General features: G+C 55.8%; 9 protein-coding genes. 3 read left to right on the forward strand and 6 right to left on the reverse strand.

The features are described from left to right. Nucleotides 1–117 precede the first annotated feature (117 nt). Nucleotides 118–1,401 (reverse strand): glucose-1-phosphate adenylyltransferase, encoded by a 1,284-nt coding sequence (locus Poly21_RS18205; protein WP_146408292.1) that lies wholly within the window; start codon nt 1,399–1,401, stop codon nt 118–120. Nucleotides 1,402–1,428: 27 nt separating this feature from the next. Continuing rightward, complete coding sequence (locus Poly21_RS18210; protein WP_302119493.1) at nt 1,429–2,454, reverse strand: ferredoxin--NADP reductase; 1,026 nt, start codon at nt 2,452–2,454, stop codon at nt 1,429–1,431. Between the two features lie 172 nt (nt 2,455–2,626). On the opposite strand from Poly21_RS18210, the gene Poly21_RS18215 reads away from it, so the two are divergent. Next, on the forward strand, nt 2,627–4,297 hold the full coding sequence (locus tag Poly21_RS18215; protein ID WP_146408294.1) for a hypothetical protein: 1,671 nt from the start codon (nt 2,627–2,629) through the stop codon (nt 4,295–4,297). Between the two features lie 103 nt (nt 4,298–4,400). Here the strand turns inward: Poly21_RS18215 and Poly21_RS18220 are convergent, their stop codons facing one another. The 3 genes from Poly21_RS18220 to Poly21_RS18230 all read right to left on the reverse strand — a co-directional run bounded on the left by Poly21_RS18220 (nt 4,401) and on the right by Poly21_RS18230 (nt 7,675). Further along, nucleotides 4,401–5,840: a sulfatase gene (locus tag Poly21_RS18220; RefSeq protein WP_146408295.1), complete on the reverse strand. Its 1,440-nt coding sequence runs from the start codon at nt 5,838–5,840 to the stop codon at nt 4,401–4,403. Nucleotides 5,841–5,915: 75 nt separating this feature from the next. Beyond that, nucleotides 5,916–6,764 carry a PP2C family protein-serine/threonine phosphatase gene (locus Poly21_RS18225; protein WP_302119496.1) on the reverse strand — a complete coding sequence of 283 codons (849 nt, stop codon included), beginning with the start codon at nt 6,762–6,764 and terminating at the stop codon, nt 5,916–5,918. A gap of 62 nt (nt 6,765–6,826) precedes the next feature. After that, the gene (locus Poly21_RS18230) at nt 6,827–7,675 is read right to left on the reverse strand and encodes a serine/threonine-protein kinase (protein WP_146408297.1); all 849 of its coding nucleotides are present in this window, start codon (nt 7,673–7,675) and stop codon (nt 6,827–6,829) included. Nucleotides 7,676–8,145: 470 nt separating this feature from the next. Here Poly21_RS18230 and Poly21_RS18235 point away from each other — a divergent pair, with 470 nt between their 5' ends. Further along, nucleotides 8,146–9,072 (forward strand): hypothetical protein, encoded by a 927-nt coding sequence (locus Poly21_RS18235; RefSeq protein WP_146408298.1) that lies wholly within the window; start codon nt 8,146–8,148, stop codon nt 9,070–9,072. A gap of 271 nt (nt 9,073–9,343) precedes the next feature. Beyond that, entirely contained in the window at nt 9,344–10,336 is a 993-nt protein-coding gene (locus Poly21_RS18240) for a PEP-CTERM sorting domain-containing protein (RefSeq protein WP_146408299.1), read from the forward strand. A 193-nt stretch (nt 10,337–10,529) separates the two neighbouring features. Here Poly21_RS18240 and Poly21_RS18245 read toward each other — a convergent pair whose 3' ends face one another. Beyond that, nucleotides 10,530–13,670 (reverse strand): efflux RND transporter permease subunit, encoded by a 3,141-nt coding sequence (locus tag Poly21_RS18245; RefSeq protein ID WP_146408300.1) that lies wholly within the window; start codon nt 13,668–13,670, stop codon nt 10,530–10,532. Nucleotides 13,671–13,702: the final 32 nt, after the last annotated feature.

Raw genomic sequence — 13,702 nt, forward strand, 5'->3', positions numbered from 1 at the left:
AGGGACAGGAATCATTTTCCATTGACCCACAAAAAACAAGCGAGGTTCGGCAGAGTCTAAACCGCCGAGAGCTGTACGAAAAGTCCCTTGACGGTTTTGCTCATGCTAGCGGTGTGTTTAGCTTCGGTGTCCGCTCTCAATTTGTCCCTCTTTGATCACGATACTGATTCCGTCGCGGATCTGCAGGGATTCCTCTTCGCCATGGTGATCAACACCGGCGGCATTGGTGATCCGGACGTCTGCTCCAATGCGGCAGTTTTTGTCCAAAATGGCTCCTGAGATGTAACTTCCCTCGCCAATGCCGAGTGGCAATTTACCATCTCGGGCCTGCCCCTTCATTTCGATGAAGTCGGCCCCCATCACCACGCTGTCTTTAATCGTGACGTTGTCCCCAATCACAGTCCGCAGCCCGATCACGCTATTTTCGATGGTGACATTATCACCGATCAAACAGCCATCGGCGATCAAGCTGCCGCTGATGGTGGATTTGCCCATGATCGTCGGCGGCAGGAATCGTGGGCGACTGTAAATCGGAGCATGTCGATTACGAATGTCAAACGGTGGGTTCTTGCTCGCCAGTGACAGGTTTGCTTCGTAGAACGATCGAATCGTTCCGATATCCTCCCAGTAGCCGTCGAACAGGTGTAACTGAACCTTGTGGGTCTTAATCGCTTCGGGGAAGACCTCCTTGCCAAAGTCGCTGTGCAGGCTGTTTTCGAGCAGTTCGACCATCAGGTCTTTATCAAAGATGTACAGCCCCATGCTGGCCAGGAGATCGCGGCCCTGGCTAGGGATGCCGCGTTCGTCGATCCAGCTGGGCTCCATTCGCACCGTTGCGATCTGTTCTTCCGTCTGTGGCTTCTCGACAAACCCGCGAACTTGACCGGATTCGTCGACCTGCATGATGCCGAGCGAGGAAGCATCTTTGCGTGTCACGGGAATCCCCGCGATTGTCGCAGCGGCTCCCGATTCAATGTGCGTTTTCATCATCTCGCGGAAATCCATCCGGTAGAGCTGGTCGCCCGAGAGAATCAAGACGTGTTTGATCCAACTCTCGCGGAGGTGCACTAAATTTTTGCGAACGGCATCAGCTGTGCCTTGGTACCAATCGGTTTCGGAGTCCACCGTCTGTTGAGCGGCCAGCAGCTCCACAAACCCACCGCTGAAATGATCGAAAGTGTAGGTTTGCCGCAGGTGACGGTGCAGGCTTTCGGACAAGAACTGTGTCAGGACGTAGGACCGATTCAAACCGCTGTTGATGCAATTGCTGATGGGGATGTCGATCAAGCGATACTTGGCTGCCAGCGGTACCGCTGGCTTAGCCCGGATCTTGGTCAACGGGAACAGTCGCGTGCCGCGCCCACCGCCGAGAATCAAAGCAATTGTGTTACTCAGGTCCATGTTGTTTCGCCTAAATCAGGAGGATGCTCACCAGTATTTTTCAAAGCGTATTGTTCCCGCTCGATGCTCTTGGACATCGTAGTGAAAACCAGCTGCTCGCAGTAACGGTAGCATACCAGGATTCTCGGGCGCGTCGGCACCCGGGGGCACATAACCAATCATGGCAGGGTTACCGCACAGGAAGACGTGCGTGTTACTTGGAGCGAGCGGATCACCGGCAAGTTCAGCTAACTTGCCGCTGGTGAATAGCGTTTGCAAATACTGCTTTCCGACAAAATGAGGATGGTCGGTACGAATGTTTTCTTCTTCGCGAGTCGTCAGCGGCAGGTACACATAATTGCCATACCTTTGCATCAAGGTTTCATGCTCCTTCAAGTACGCGCAGTCGCGTCGATACCGCACGCTGGTAGCAATGACGATGCGGCCACGGTGTCCGGTCGCGAGCAGCTTTGCCACCATGGCGTTATGGGGCGCTTCTCCGGTGCCCGTACCGAGAAACAACATCGTATCATCGGGTTCGTAACTGCCGAGCACATATTTCCCAGTGACCTTTCGTTCCATGACGAGGCGGTCGCCGACTGATTTGCAAAACAATCGCGGCGTTAATGCAGGTGGCTTGCTGGCAGCGTTCTCACCGTGGCGGACCAACGTGATATAGAACTCGAGGTAGTCAACGCATTCTTGCGTCGCGAGTGTGCCGTCGGCATGTAGCATCGGACAAGAAATCGAGTACGCGCGGCGAACGATCTTCCGAGTCTTATTGACAGGCAGTTCTTGGGTTTGGGTACCGCTCAGTCGCGGTTCCCAGTTCCCTAAACCGATGGCCAGGTATTGTCCGGGTTCGAATGGCGGCAGCGGCTCGTCAGGGCGAATGCGAAATTTTGACAAATCTTCCGTCAGATCAATCCGGTCGATAATGGTGGCGTTATAGAATTGATCTCGAAGTTGTTGCTGCTCCTCCGGGTCCGGGGGTGCAGCAAGGGGGCGTTTGCCTGGCGGTAAAACCGACTTACTCGGGCCAGAAGCATTCTGGGAGGGAGTGGAGGCGCTCACGAAGCTCATTCCTTTTGCGATTCTTGCCGCGGACAGGGTCTCGAAAGAGTTACTATAATGAACTGTGTCACCACCATGGTGTGACATCAACGAGGATTTTCCCTTCCTTAGTGAAACGTTCAATCTCCGTCGATTTCACCTCTGCAATCATTTTTTTCGTCACGATCTTGCCATGTCTATCCCTGCAAACGAGCTCGCCTGCGAGCATCAAGACCGCCATCCTGGTCCCTCACTCGGTTCGCCGATCGGAAATGGAAGTTTCAGCCGAAGGACCGCTCCAGCGGCCGGGCGGCGATCTTCCACGCGCCTGTTTGTCCCCGCGATCCAGCGCCGAATTCGCAGCCGGTTACTCCGAGCCTGCGTCGTTGTCATCACTGGACTTGCATTGGCACCCTGGCACACGAGCATCGGCCATTCGGAAACATGGACCAATCTCGACGGTGATCGGTCCATCCAAGCCAGAATGATCGGCATGTGGAACGATCAAGTGGTCCTGCAACTTGATGACGGGCGCAGCATCAACGTGCCGATGGATAAACTGATCGCAACGAGTCGCATTCAAGCGGGCAAAATTGCGCAGCGGCTCAAACAGGAGCGAGCAGCGTTGACGGCACAGATCAAGGATGCCGCTGCGAAGGCCGCCGCTGCAGCCCCTGATCCGCTGCCGCTGCCACCGGAGGCGCCTACCTACCAACCGCCGGTGGCCGATATGTCGCCCGACCAAGCACTGGATTCGATTCGCGAACAATTTCAAAACGGACACTTGGTCGTTATCTATGACGCATTGCCGCCAACGTATCGACAGCAGCTCGACGTTTTAACGCGTTTGGCACTCGCAAAGCTCGACCCCAGTTCCATGACCGAGCCGCTTGAACAGCTCCATGGGCTGGCCGACCTGATCGTCACCCGTCAAAACTGGATCCGTTCAGATCCACACCTCTATGACGCCGTCGGCGGCAAAGGGGATCTCAACGCGACTGGAGAACTGTTTCAAAAGTTTGTGTTGCCAGCAGCTGGATTGATCCGTGCTGGATTGCCTACCGATCAAGCCAGCGTGAAAGAGATTCGTGACATGGGGTTCGGGGTTTGGCTGCATCAACGCGACGAAATCATTGCCCCCTACGCGGCCCTGCTGCTCGAAGGCTACAGCTCGCCCGGACCACAGTGGGTCGTTGTCGAGACGAAAGACGACACCGCGCTGCTGGAACAGCCCGGTGGTCAGACGGCAACGGGGAACTCATCCTCTTCGCAATATGGCGAGTCTTACCCAGGACAAAACCGCCCGTCTGCAAATCCAACCGTGGCTTTTCAGAAAGTCGAAGGTTTTTGGCTGCCGGCGAACGTCGCGGACGGCTTTGACGGCTGGGTCAAAGAACAGACTGCTGCACTGGAGAAATACGACGACGGCAGCATGAGTTTGTCTGACTGGCTAGGTGGACAGTTTGTCACCGTGCCGAGCATTGCCAGCACACCCGCACCGACCAATCGACGAGGGGCTTCCGAGGCAGGCTCCTACGACGAGTTCGACGATCAGTATGACGACCAATACAACTCGCCCGAATCGTCGGATTCCTATGGATCGCCGGGAACATCGAGTTCCTACGACGACTACGGATCCTCAGGTTCACCTGATTCAATGGGGTCTGCCAATGGGCGTCCACCAGCCCAGATGGAACCGATCGCGATCACGCCAGCAATGGTGGGCAGCATCCTACAATCGGTAGGAGATTTCCGATCGATGTTCGGTTCGCTCGAATCCGCCACCGATGAAAAGGACTTTCATGCTGCTGCAGAGCAACTGATTGGATCGATCCACGGCTTGGTTTCGCTGATCGGCTCGTAATCCCACGCAGCAGTGATCCCTTTTTCATTTCCTGCCGTGCTGTTCTCTGCTGCTTCATTCTCTGCTGCTTCATTCTCTCCAGGCCCGGCGTAACGTTCGGTTGTTAACGAGAGGAGCCCTTGAGTCGTGACTCCATCTCGTCTACCAAGCTTTTGACGAGGTCGGGTTGCATCGACGCCACATTCTCAGTTTCGCCCTGGTCGCTGCCGTGATCGTAAAGCTCCACAAATCCATCCTTGTGCTTGATCAACCGATGAGATGCCGTGCGAATCGTCTGGGCGCCGGCTTTGTAACTGATCGCGACGCCCCTTGAGCGGGAAGCATCGTTCATAACCGGCGTTAGCGAATCACCTTGGACCATACTCGGTTTCGGCAGTCCGGCTAGGTCGCACAACGTTGGGTAGATATCAATGCTTTCCACCAACGCATCCGATCTTACGCCGGGGTTGATCATGTCCGGTGCGCGAATAATTAGGGGCGAATGCAACGACTCCTCGAATAACGCATGTTTGCCCCAGATCGCGTGTTCTCCGAGATGCCAACCGTGGTCACCCCACAAGACGACGATCGTGTTATCGGCTTGGCCGGACTGTTCCAAACGCTCCAAAATACGTCCGACCTGGGCGTCTGCGTAGCTGACACAGGCGGCGTAATGCTTGCGAACCGACGTGGCAAAATCTCCATCCTCGTTGGGATCCATTCCCCATAGGTTGTACTGCCTGAATTCGCCAGAACGATGCCAAGTGGTTTGCCCGTTCGGTTTGTTGGGATGGGCGATCGGGGGCAGTTCGGCGTCGATGTAGGGAGTCATGTAATTCGCGGGGGCACCAAAGGGCAGGTGCGGGCGGATAATTCCCACGGCCAAAAAGAACGGCGATTGATCATCCGCGGTCAACTGATCGAGCTGCCGCAGTGCCTCGTCGGTGGTCCGGCCATCCGGATAGATCGCGTCACCACCGGTCGCTGACTGATAGACATCCATTTTCTTCGCATGACCGCTCTTCGAATTGCCGCGGATCTCCCCATGAGCCAGTCCGTGCATGGCACCACGCGGGTGTTGCCAAGGTCCACTGGGCATCAGGTGCCGATCCCACGAGTTAGGCATTTCAGGAATGGATTCGTCATCCCAGTCAGGCCCGCCTCGACCGCCGGGATGATGCGACACCTTCCCCACCGAAACCGTCGTATAGCCGCGTTTTCGAAACCATGCCGGCATGCTGGGCAAAACAGCATCAGGATGTTCACCGATCTCCTTGGCACGTTCAAACAACGCTCCATTACCGGCAGGACCGTAGGTACCCGTCAGCATCGCGTATCGCGACGCACCGCAGGTAGGCGCTTGCACGTAGTGCCGATGAAACGCACGCCCCGTCGCTGCAAGCTGATCGATATGCGGTGAATGAATGTATGACTTGCCAAAGCAATTCAATTCCGGGCGTAAATCATCCACACACAATAACAGCACGTTAGGACTCCGCGCTTGCACCTGTGGCATCCCGAGGAGTACCAGCAGCAAAACGCTCAGTGTGATTGTCGTCTTCATGAGATAATCGAGAGAGGAGTGAGTGGGGGGGGCCTGGTAGGAGCCACCGTGGGCGTTGGCTCCATGTGATCGAGTTTAGGGCGTCAGCAGCACGACGGCGAGATCGTCAGGTTTGCCGGGGGAGTCAGCAACGGTGCCATCCATTCGCTGTTGCGCGAGCGATACCAAGGCGTTCATGCGTTGCAGCGGGGGACCCAGCCGAGCTCGTTGGCAGATTTCACTGATGTGTAGATTGTCGAACAGCCCGTCGCTAGCAAGCACGATCGTATCGCGAGGCGCCAGATGAATAGCAGGCCCAATTTCGATGTGCATCGTTCGCGATCCCACCAAATTGGAAACGATATGTCGCTCGTCATGATGCATCGCCTCCTCTTCGTTAAGCAGTCCTGATTCGACCGCATAACCCACAGGCGAATGGGAAGTCGATTTCCACTTAACTGCTCCGCGGCCGCCGACGAAGAGGGCCATCGAGTCACCGACTTGATACCCACGCGCGATGCGATTGTGCACCTCGACGACACAAATCGTGGTCGCGGCGCCCGTTCCCATGTCGAGAATCTCTTCGTTGGCCTTTTCGATGCCGTCCAGAATTGCGGGGCGGAGGTCGGACATGGACGGATGAATCGCGAGGCTTTCGGCGAGGCACTGCACTGCGATCGCCGACGCCTTGTAGCCCACGGGTGCACCACCAACGCCATCGGCGACAGCCATCACGATCCCGCCTCCCGGAGTCGATATGACAACGGCACTGTCGTCGTTCGGTTCCTCTTTGCCGGGACAGGTCTGAGAATAGACCACCGCGTTACCTAGCCAGCCGTCTGATTGGAGCAGCTCCGGAAAACCCATCTCGCTCTCCAGGAAAAATCGGGGCGCAACCCGATCGCGAGAGATGTCCCGCGCGAGTGTTTCGGCGATCGTGGTCATCGAATCGAGACCCCATAGGTCGACCAAGAGTGGATCAAGTAGTCAGGCATCATCATCTAAGTCTACGCCGTCTTACGGCTACGTTTCGCAAATCGGCTGGCTTTTAAACGAGATTTTTCCCAAGCAGCCGCCATTTTTTCTGCGTCGACGAAACGGTCACGGGGGCGGATCGCAACTGATTTACGGATAATGGCGACGACATCGGCATGCACACGGCGTCGCATCGCCGTGGCACCTGGAAATGGCCATTCAAATGGGTATTCCGGCCACTTTCCAGACAGCATCCGATAAGCGACCAAACCCAACGAAAACACATCACTTCGCTTGGATGGCTTGCCCATCGCCTGTTCGGGGGCCATGTATCCAAGTGTCCCAGTCCCTGACCCGCTAATTGTTTTTTGGGCGACTTTTGCGATCCCAAAATCCCCCAGTCGCAACCAATCATCTTCGAAGAGCATCACATTCTCAGGTTTGATATCACAGTGAATCACGCCGTGCTGGTGTGCGTAGGCGACCGCATCGAGGAGTTGCGAGGTGAACTCGAACGCGGTCTCAAAACTCATTCGATTTTTGAGTCGATCGTCGAGTGTGCGGCTGGCCAGGGGGGTCACGATGATGAATCGCCCATCGATAAAACTGGCGTCGCGAATGGGCAGAATGTGCGGGTGTTCGAATCCCATCGTCATCTTCGCTTCACGCCGAAAAGCCGCAATTAATTCGTCTGAGACCCACTGGGCGTTCGGTATTTTGAGCGCGACCTTGATTGACAGTAACGTGTCGGTCGCCGCATAGACGTCTGCGAACCCACCCTGGCCGATGCGGCGGTCAAGTCGGTATTTGCCGAGCCGTCCCTTCACCCGCAGTGGTGGCAGTGCGGCAGTCGCGGTTGAAACCGATGTCGTTTTTTGCATGTCAGCGAGGGAGCTTAGGAACGTGTGGAAGTCATTCGCAGCGAGTGGTCCAAGGTTATATCAGCATTGTTTCAGCACGAGTAAATCGGTCGTTCAATCGCGACAGTCCTGGAATGACACCACTGTAAGGGAAGATACGGCTCCAGACTGCTGCCAGGAGGGAGGACAAGTAACCTCACCCGCTGCAGTTCGCGAAAAAACCACCGAAACCTTCATCTCATGCGTTCTACCAATCGTCGCGGCACAACCGCCATTTTCTGGAACGCTACGGTACTTCCGCTCTGGCTTCGTACACCTAAATACGTGTCAGTGAACATCGTTTGGTCGATGTTTGTCGGTCGGGTCTGCAGTGCGAGTGATCCAGTTTTTGACTCTTCGTCAACGACATCTATTGTACCTAAAAGACGTTCCCACTCTCCTCCGAGGTAGCCCGAGTCTATCTACGAGGGCCAGCCGACAAAGATCCTTCTATGTATATGCGACTTATCGCAACTCTAAGTTTAGTTACTTGCTTCAGCTTCCTAAGTCATACGGCATCGGCGGGTACTTTGCTGGTTGGTTTCCACAAGTTTGGTGATTTTGCGCGCGGCAAAAGTGTCACGCGAAACCCTGCGGATGAGGGTGTCTTCGCGGCCAGTTCGACGATTACCTATAACGGCGGTAGTACGAGCACCGGGGGAAGTACCGACAATTATTACGGGGCCGACAGCGCTTCTAAATTCGGATTCAAGACGAATCAAACACCTTTTGATCTGGTTACCGATGTTTCCAATGGACCGTATCTGTACGAAGCGTCAGGTGGGAATGCGAGGCAGAACGCATCCTATGCCGCCAATGCCCCCACACCTGCCAATACCACTTCCACGGGTGCAGTCAGCACAGCGGACGGGCGGATTCGCAATCTCAACGGCACGGATATCTACCTCACCAATAGCTCGGACACACCCTATCTCATCGATAGACTGCTGTTCGATTCTTTCTTAGGGGACGTCTCGAATAACTCCCAGAAGGCTGCTTTCACAAAGTTTCCAGTGAGCATCTTCCGGAACGATGGCTCGCTTCCCTCATTCAACGTCAAAGTGTCTCAGGGTTTTGCTGGCGACAATATGCAAACCGGAGAAGCTGTCAATCAGCCATTGAGTAACCCCATGTTAATTAACAACCGCGTCGACTACGGCGTGGGCACAGATTACATGGATTACGTCGTTGAACTGGGGGGATTCATCCTGAACCCCGGCGAGTCCTTTTCGATCGGCTTCAACGTCGTCGGCAATGGCGTGGCTCGCGGCGACAATTTTGCCATTATTGGCCGGGCAGTTCCGGAGCCCAGGACAGCGTTCGTGTTTGCCGTGATGCTTGGATTAGGCGTCGTTGGACGGCAACGGAAGAAACGCTAAATCTCTCTAAGGATGGCATTCTGCCATACGAATCCGGTCATGGGCGGTCCGACTACCGCCACCGGGTTTACCCATTCCCAGCAAGCGACTAGTGCTTCACATTAGTTCGCATAAATGGACTGAATGCGGTCGCGAAACGCACGAAAAAAACCGATATTTTTCCTGACCTTTTTTGTTAGTGAATGTAAGTTGGTACTTCGAGCGGCATGTCGCCCGCCCGCTGAGTGGCGTTGGCTGTCAAACGCTGGGCATAACCTTAGAGAGTACTACTATGAAAATTCGTCACCTTACCATCCTGAGTTTGGCCGCTTGCGCCAGCCTTATTCCGCGCTCCGCATCAGCGGAACTGCTAGCAGGGTTCCATCAATTCGATCTGGTTACCCAGGTCGGGGTGGGTTACACGAAGGCTGGCGCCGACGAAGGAGTTTTTGCAGCGACCTCGTCCATTACCTACAATACCGGCAGTACAGACACTGGGGGCAGTACCGATAATTGGTATGGTCCCGATGGATCGTTGGCGTATCCCGGCCCTGCGGGGGCTTGGACGCCTGCTTCGGGCGGAGCGATGACCAACCAAACCCCCATCGCTGCCAATAGCCCAGGTACGGTCAACGGCCCGTACGTTTTTGAGGCAACCAATCCCGCTGGCCTCCGTTTGGCCCCCGGCTATGCCACCAACGCACCGACGCCCCCCAACACGATTGGCGGGGCAGACTCTACTGCGGATGGGCGAATCCGCAGTTTCAACGGAACGGATGTCCAAATCGAGAACAGTACGTCTACCACTTACCGGTTAGACTCGTTTGTTTTCGACGCGTTTGTGGGTGATGTTTCCACAGCCGGCGCCATCGTCAATATGGAAGATTTCGTGCTCACGTACTTCGGTGCAGACGGGTCGACTTCCTCCGCCAACGTCAGTGTGTCCGCCGGCTATGCTGGTTACAATACTCAGTCGGGCGAAGATGTTAACGAAGCGTTGGCTAACCCGCTGATTGTTAATAACCAAATTGATTACGGCGTCGGTACCAACTATCTCGATTATGTAGTCAACCTGAACGGCTTTCTCCTGAAGCCTGGGGACATCATATCGATCGGGCTCAACGCAACCGCCGTGGGCGGGACGGCTCGAGGGGATAACTTTGCTTTCTTCGGTACCGCAGTACCAGAGCCTTCCTCCACTTTGGCTCTCGGTATGTTGTTTGGCATCGGTGCCTGGAATCTTCGACGCAAGCGAAATCGCAAGCCTGCTGCAGAGTCGGCTTAGTTTTCAGCCCAAGATTCGGACACGATGAGTCCTCCGCCCAGGAGTAACCCGTCGGTGTCAACTCGAGAGCCCCGCGAATTGACGGGGCTGTTTGCACGCGCTGAACTCGGGGCGGTTGAATCTCACGGCGCGGCGACACGCTGGGGGGGGGCGTTCAGGCAGTGACAAATCAGCTACGAATTGCCCCGCCGATTTATGCGGCCTGCTCTCGGTGAACCAGGGAGTAGACACACGGGACGAGCACAAGCGTGAGGACAGTGGACACGACCATGCCTCCCAGTAGAGCACGGGCCAGCGGGATCATGGCTTCGTTGCCAGGGGCAAGCTGGAACGATAGCGGCAGCATCGATGCCACCAACGTCAACGACGTCATGAGAATTGGACGCAGACGAATCTGAGCCGCTGACAACGCGGCCTGCGACGGCGAGCATCCGTCGGCACGACCCTGGTTCGCAAACTCCACCAGCAGAATCGAGTTATTTACTACGACGCCGATCATCATCAGTGTGCCCATCAGTGATTGGATGTTGATGTAGGTGTCCGTGAGATACAGGACGACCAACACACCACCAATGCCTAAGGGGACTGCGAGCATGATGATCAGCGGGTCGATGAACGATCGGAACTGCGCCATCAAGACCAGGTAAACAAGTAGCGTGGCGACGGCCAATCCGACACCCAACATACTCATCCCCGATCGCATCTTTTCAATGGGACCACGCAGCGTTACCGCAACACCGTTTTCAAACTCCATTTCGGCGAGCGTCGTTTCGATATCCGCGGCGACACTGCCCAGATCACGGCCGGCGATGTTGACGTGCACATCGTTAACGCGAGAGATATTGTAGTGAGCAATCTCACCAGGAATGGTAACGCGACTGACTGTCGCAATATTCGACAGTGGAATCGTTACCGGGCCGTCGTCAGTGGTGAGTGACAGTGGAATATTGCGAACCTCATCGAGCGACTGAAACTCATTGGACTCGTACTGAACCCCCATGAAGAAGTCGACTCCCGTCTTGGGATCGATCCAAATCGTGGGGTCATAGCCGACGCTCGATCCAAGGGCCGTTAATACCGTCTTGGCAACTTCTTCTTGATCCAATCCCAGATATTTGGCACGCGTTCGATCAACTTGCACGTCGAACTGCGGATACTCGAGAGATTGAGCAATTTGCACATCTCTCGTCCCTGCGATGGGGCGCACCGCATCGACGATTCGTTCGGCGGCGTCACGGCATTGTTGCAACGAGCCAGCCGAAACCTGCACACTGATCGGTGTCGGCACCCCTTCGTTGAGCGCCATGTTGACGATTCCGCCAGAGACAAACATAAACTCTTCCAGCGGATAGTCTTGGGACAACACCTCCCGCAAGTTTTCGACGTAGCTCTGTGTGCTAACGCTGCGGCCTTCCTGTTTTAAGTTGACGATCACGTACGCGGTGTCGGGCCCCGCGTTAGAACTCAACACCGTCGAAAAGCCTGCCCCCTTACCCACAGGTAGTCCGATATTCGAGATGATGGCATCGATTTGCTCCTCGGGGATAACTTGTTTTATAGTCTCTTCAATCCGGGCTACCAACTTCTCAGTGTCGAGTAGCGCGGTCCCCGGCAGCGTTTTCAGGCGCAGTTCGAATGACCCTGCGTCGACACTGGGGAACAACTCGGTCCCGATTCGCGGGAGGAGCACGAATGTCGCGCCCACAGCCACCACGATGACCAACACGCTGATTGCCGGTGCAGCCATCGCTCCGTGGAGCATCCGACCGTAGAGTCCGCGGGGTTGCGATTCGGCGCGTCGATCGTCCGACGCGAGGCTTGCGGAGGACTTCTTGCGGATTTTTTCACGTACAAACGTGGCGCAATAGGCTGGTACCACGGTCAGTGCGAGTAAGTAGGAAGCGGCGATCGTGAGCGTGGCCGCCAATGACAGAGGCAGAAACAGATACTTGATCATCCCCGTTAGGAACACTGCAGGTAAGAACACCGCTAGTGTTGTTGCGGTGCCCGCGAGAATGGCGCCAGACACCTCCTGCGTGCCGTCCCGAGCGGCGTCCATCGGCGACTTTCCCATTCGCGCGTGACGAATGATATTCTCGACCACCACGATACCGGCATCGACAACCGTCCCGATTGCCAACGCGATGCCACCTAACGTCATTACGTTGATAGTCTGCCCTGAGAATGCAAACCCCAGTGCACCGATTAAAATCGACAACAGGATGGTCGACACGATGATGATGGTCGGGACGATGCTACGCAGGAAGATGAACACCACGACGGCAACGAGCACCGCGCCCAAGCCCACCTGCGTCAACAGATTGGACATCGCTTTGCGAATGTAACTGGACTGGTCGGAAACCAGCGTGACCTCGGTGGCTTCCGGGATGTCGCCCCGCTCCTTCATCAGCGGAATCTCTCGGTCAATGCCTTCGTAGATTCGATCGACGACCGCGATGGTGTTTTCGCCCGGTTCACGCAGCAAAGGGCAGTAAACGCTGCGGTTTCCATTGACCCGGACAATGTTGTATTGCAGTGCCGCATCGTCGACAACGCGGCCGACATCGCGGATAAAGATGGGACGCTCATCCCGCACCGCGATGGGAATCGCTTCGATATCCTCGATGTCGGGCAACGTGTTTCGTGGATGGATTTGGTAGTCGGTCCCTCCGATCGACGCGGTGCCACCCGCGAGCACTAAATTTGAGGCCTGCATCGCCTCGACGACGTCGGTAGCACTGACGTGGTAGGCCCGCAACTTGTCGGGATCGACATACACCATCATCTGCCGGAACTTGCCACCGAAGGGGTGCGGAATTTGGACCCCCTGCAGACCACCCATCTTGTTGCGTACAGCGTAGTAGCCGATTGAGTAGAGTTCCGATTCACTGAGGCCGTCGCCGGAAATCGCAGCCAGCACGACGGGCAAATTGGCGGGCTCGCTGCGTAGCGTGAAGGGATATTCGATACCAGGAGGCAAGTGAAACATGTCACTGGCTTCGAGATTGACGATATCGTTCATCGCCGAACTCGCGTCGGCACCAGCCTGGAAGAACACTTTGATGACGGCCGCCCCTGGAACGACACGTGACTCCTGGTGTTCGATCTTTCCAGCCAAGGTGAGGGCGCGTTCGACGCGAGAAGCCACCGATTTTTCCATGTCCAGCGTGGGCAGGCCGGGGTAGGAGAAAAAACTGACGACCACCGGTTTCTTGAAATCCGGCAGAATGTCAATCGTGATGCCCGGGATGACCGTCGCACCCAGCACGCACAATGCGATAACGCCCGCCAGAACCGCAAAGCGATTTCTGAGTGAGAAGTTAATTAAGCCCATCGAAAGTAAGCAATCTTGGAGGAGAGGGGACG

Source organism: Allorhodopirellula heiligendammensis (assembly GCF_007860105.1).
Lineage (GTDB): Bacteria > Planctomycetota > Planctomycetia > Pirellulales > Pirellulaceae > Rhodopirellula > Rhodopirellula heiligendammensis.

Coding starts and splice junctions, on each gene's coding strand:
- Poly21_RS18235 (WP_146408298.1), top strand. CDS start 8,146: ATGTATATGCGACTTATCGCAACTCTAAGTTTAGTTACTTGCTTCAGC.
- Poly21_RS18225 (WP_302119496.1), bottom strand. CDS start 6,764: ATGACCACGATCGCCGAAACACTCGCGCGGGACATCTCTCGCGATCGG.
- Poly21_RS18220 (WP_146408295.1), bottom strand. CDS start 5,840: ATGAAGACGACAATCACACTGAGCGTTTTGCTGCTGGTACTCCTCGGG.
- Poly21_RS18205 (WP_146408292.1), bottom strand. CDS start 1,401: ATGGACCTGAGTAACACAATTGCTTTGATTCTCGGCGGTGGGCGCGGC.
- Poly21_RS18245 (WP_146408300.1), bottom strand. CDS start 13,670: ATGGGCTTAATTAACTTCTCACTCAGAAATCGCTTTGCGGTTCTGGCG.
- Poly21_RS18230 (WP_146408297.1), bottom strand. CDS start 7,675: ATGCAAAAAACGACATCGGTTTCAACCGCGACTGCCGCACTGCCACCA.
- Poly21_RS18240 (WP_146408299.1), top strand. CDS start 9,344: ATGAAAATTCGTCACCTTACCATCCTGAGTTTGGCCGCTTGCGCCAGC.
- Poly21_RS18215 (WP_146408294.1), top strand. CDS start 2,627: ATGTCTATCCCTGCAAACGAGCTCGCCTGCGAGCATCAAGACCGCCAT.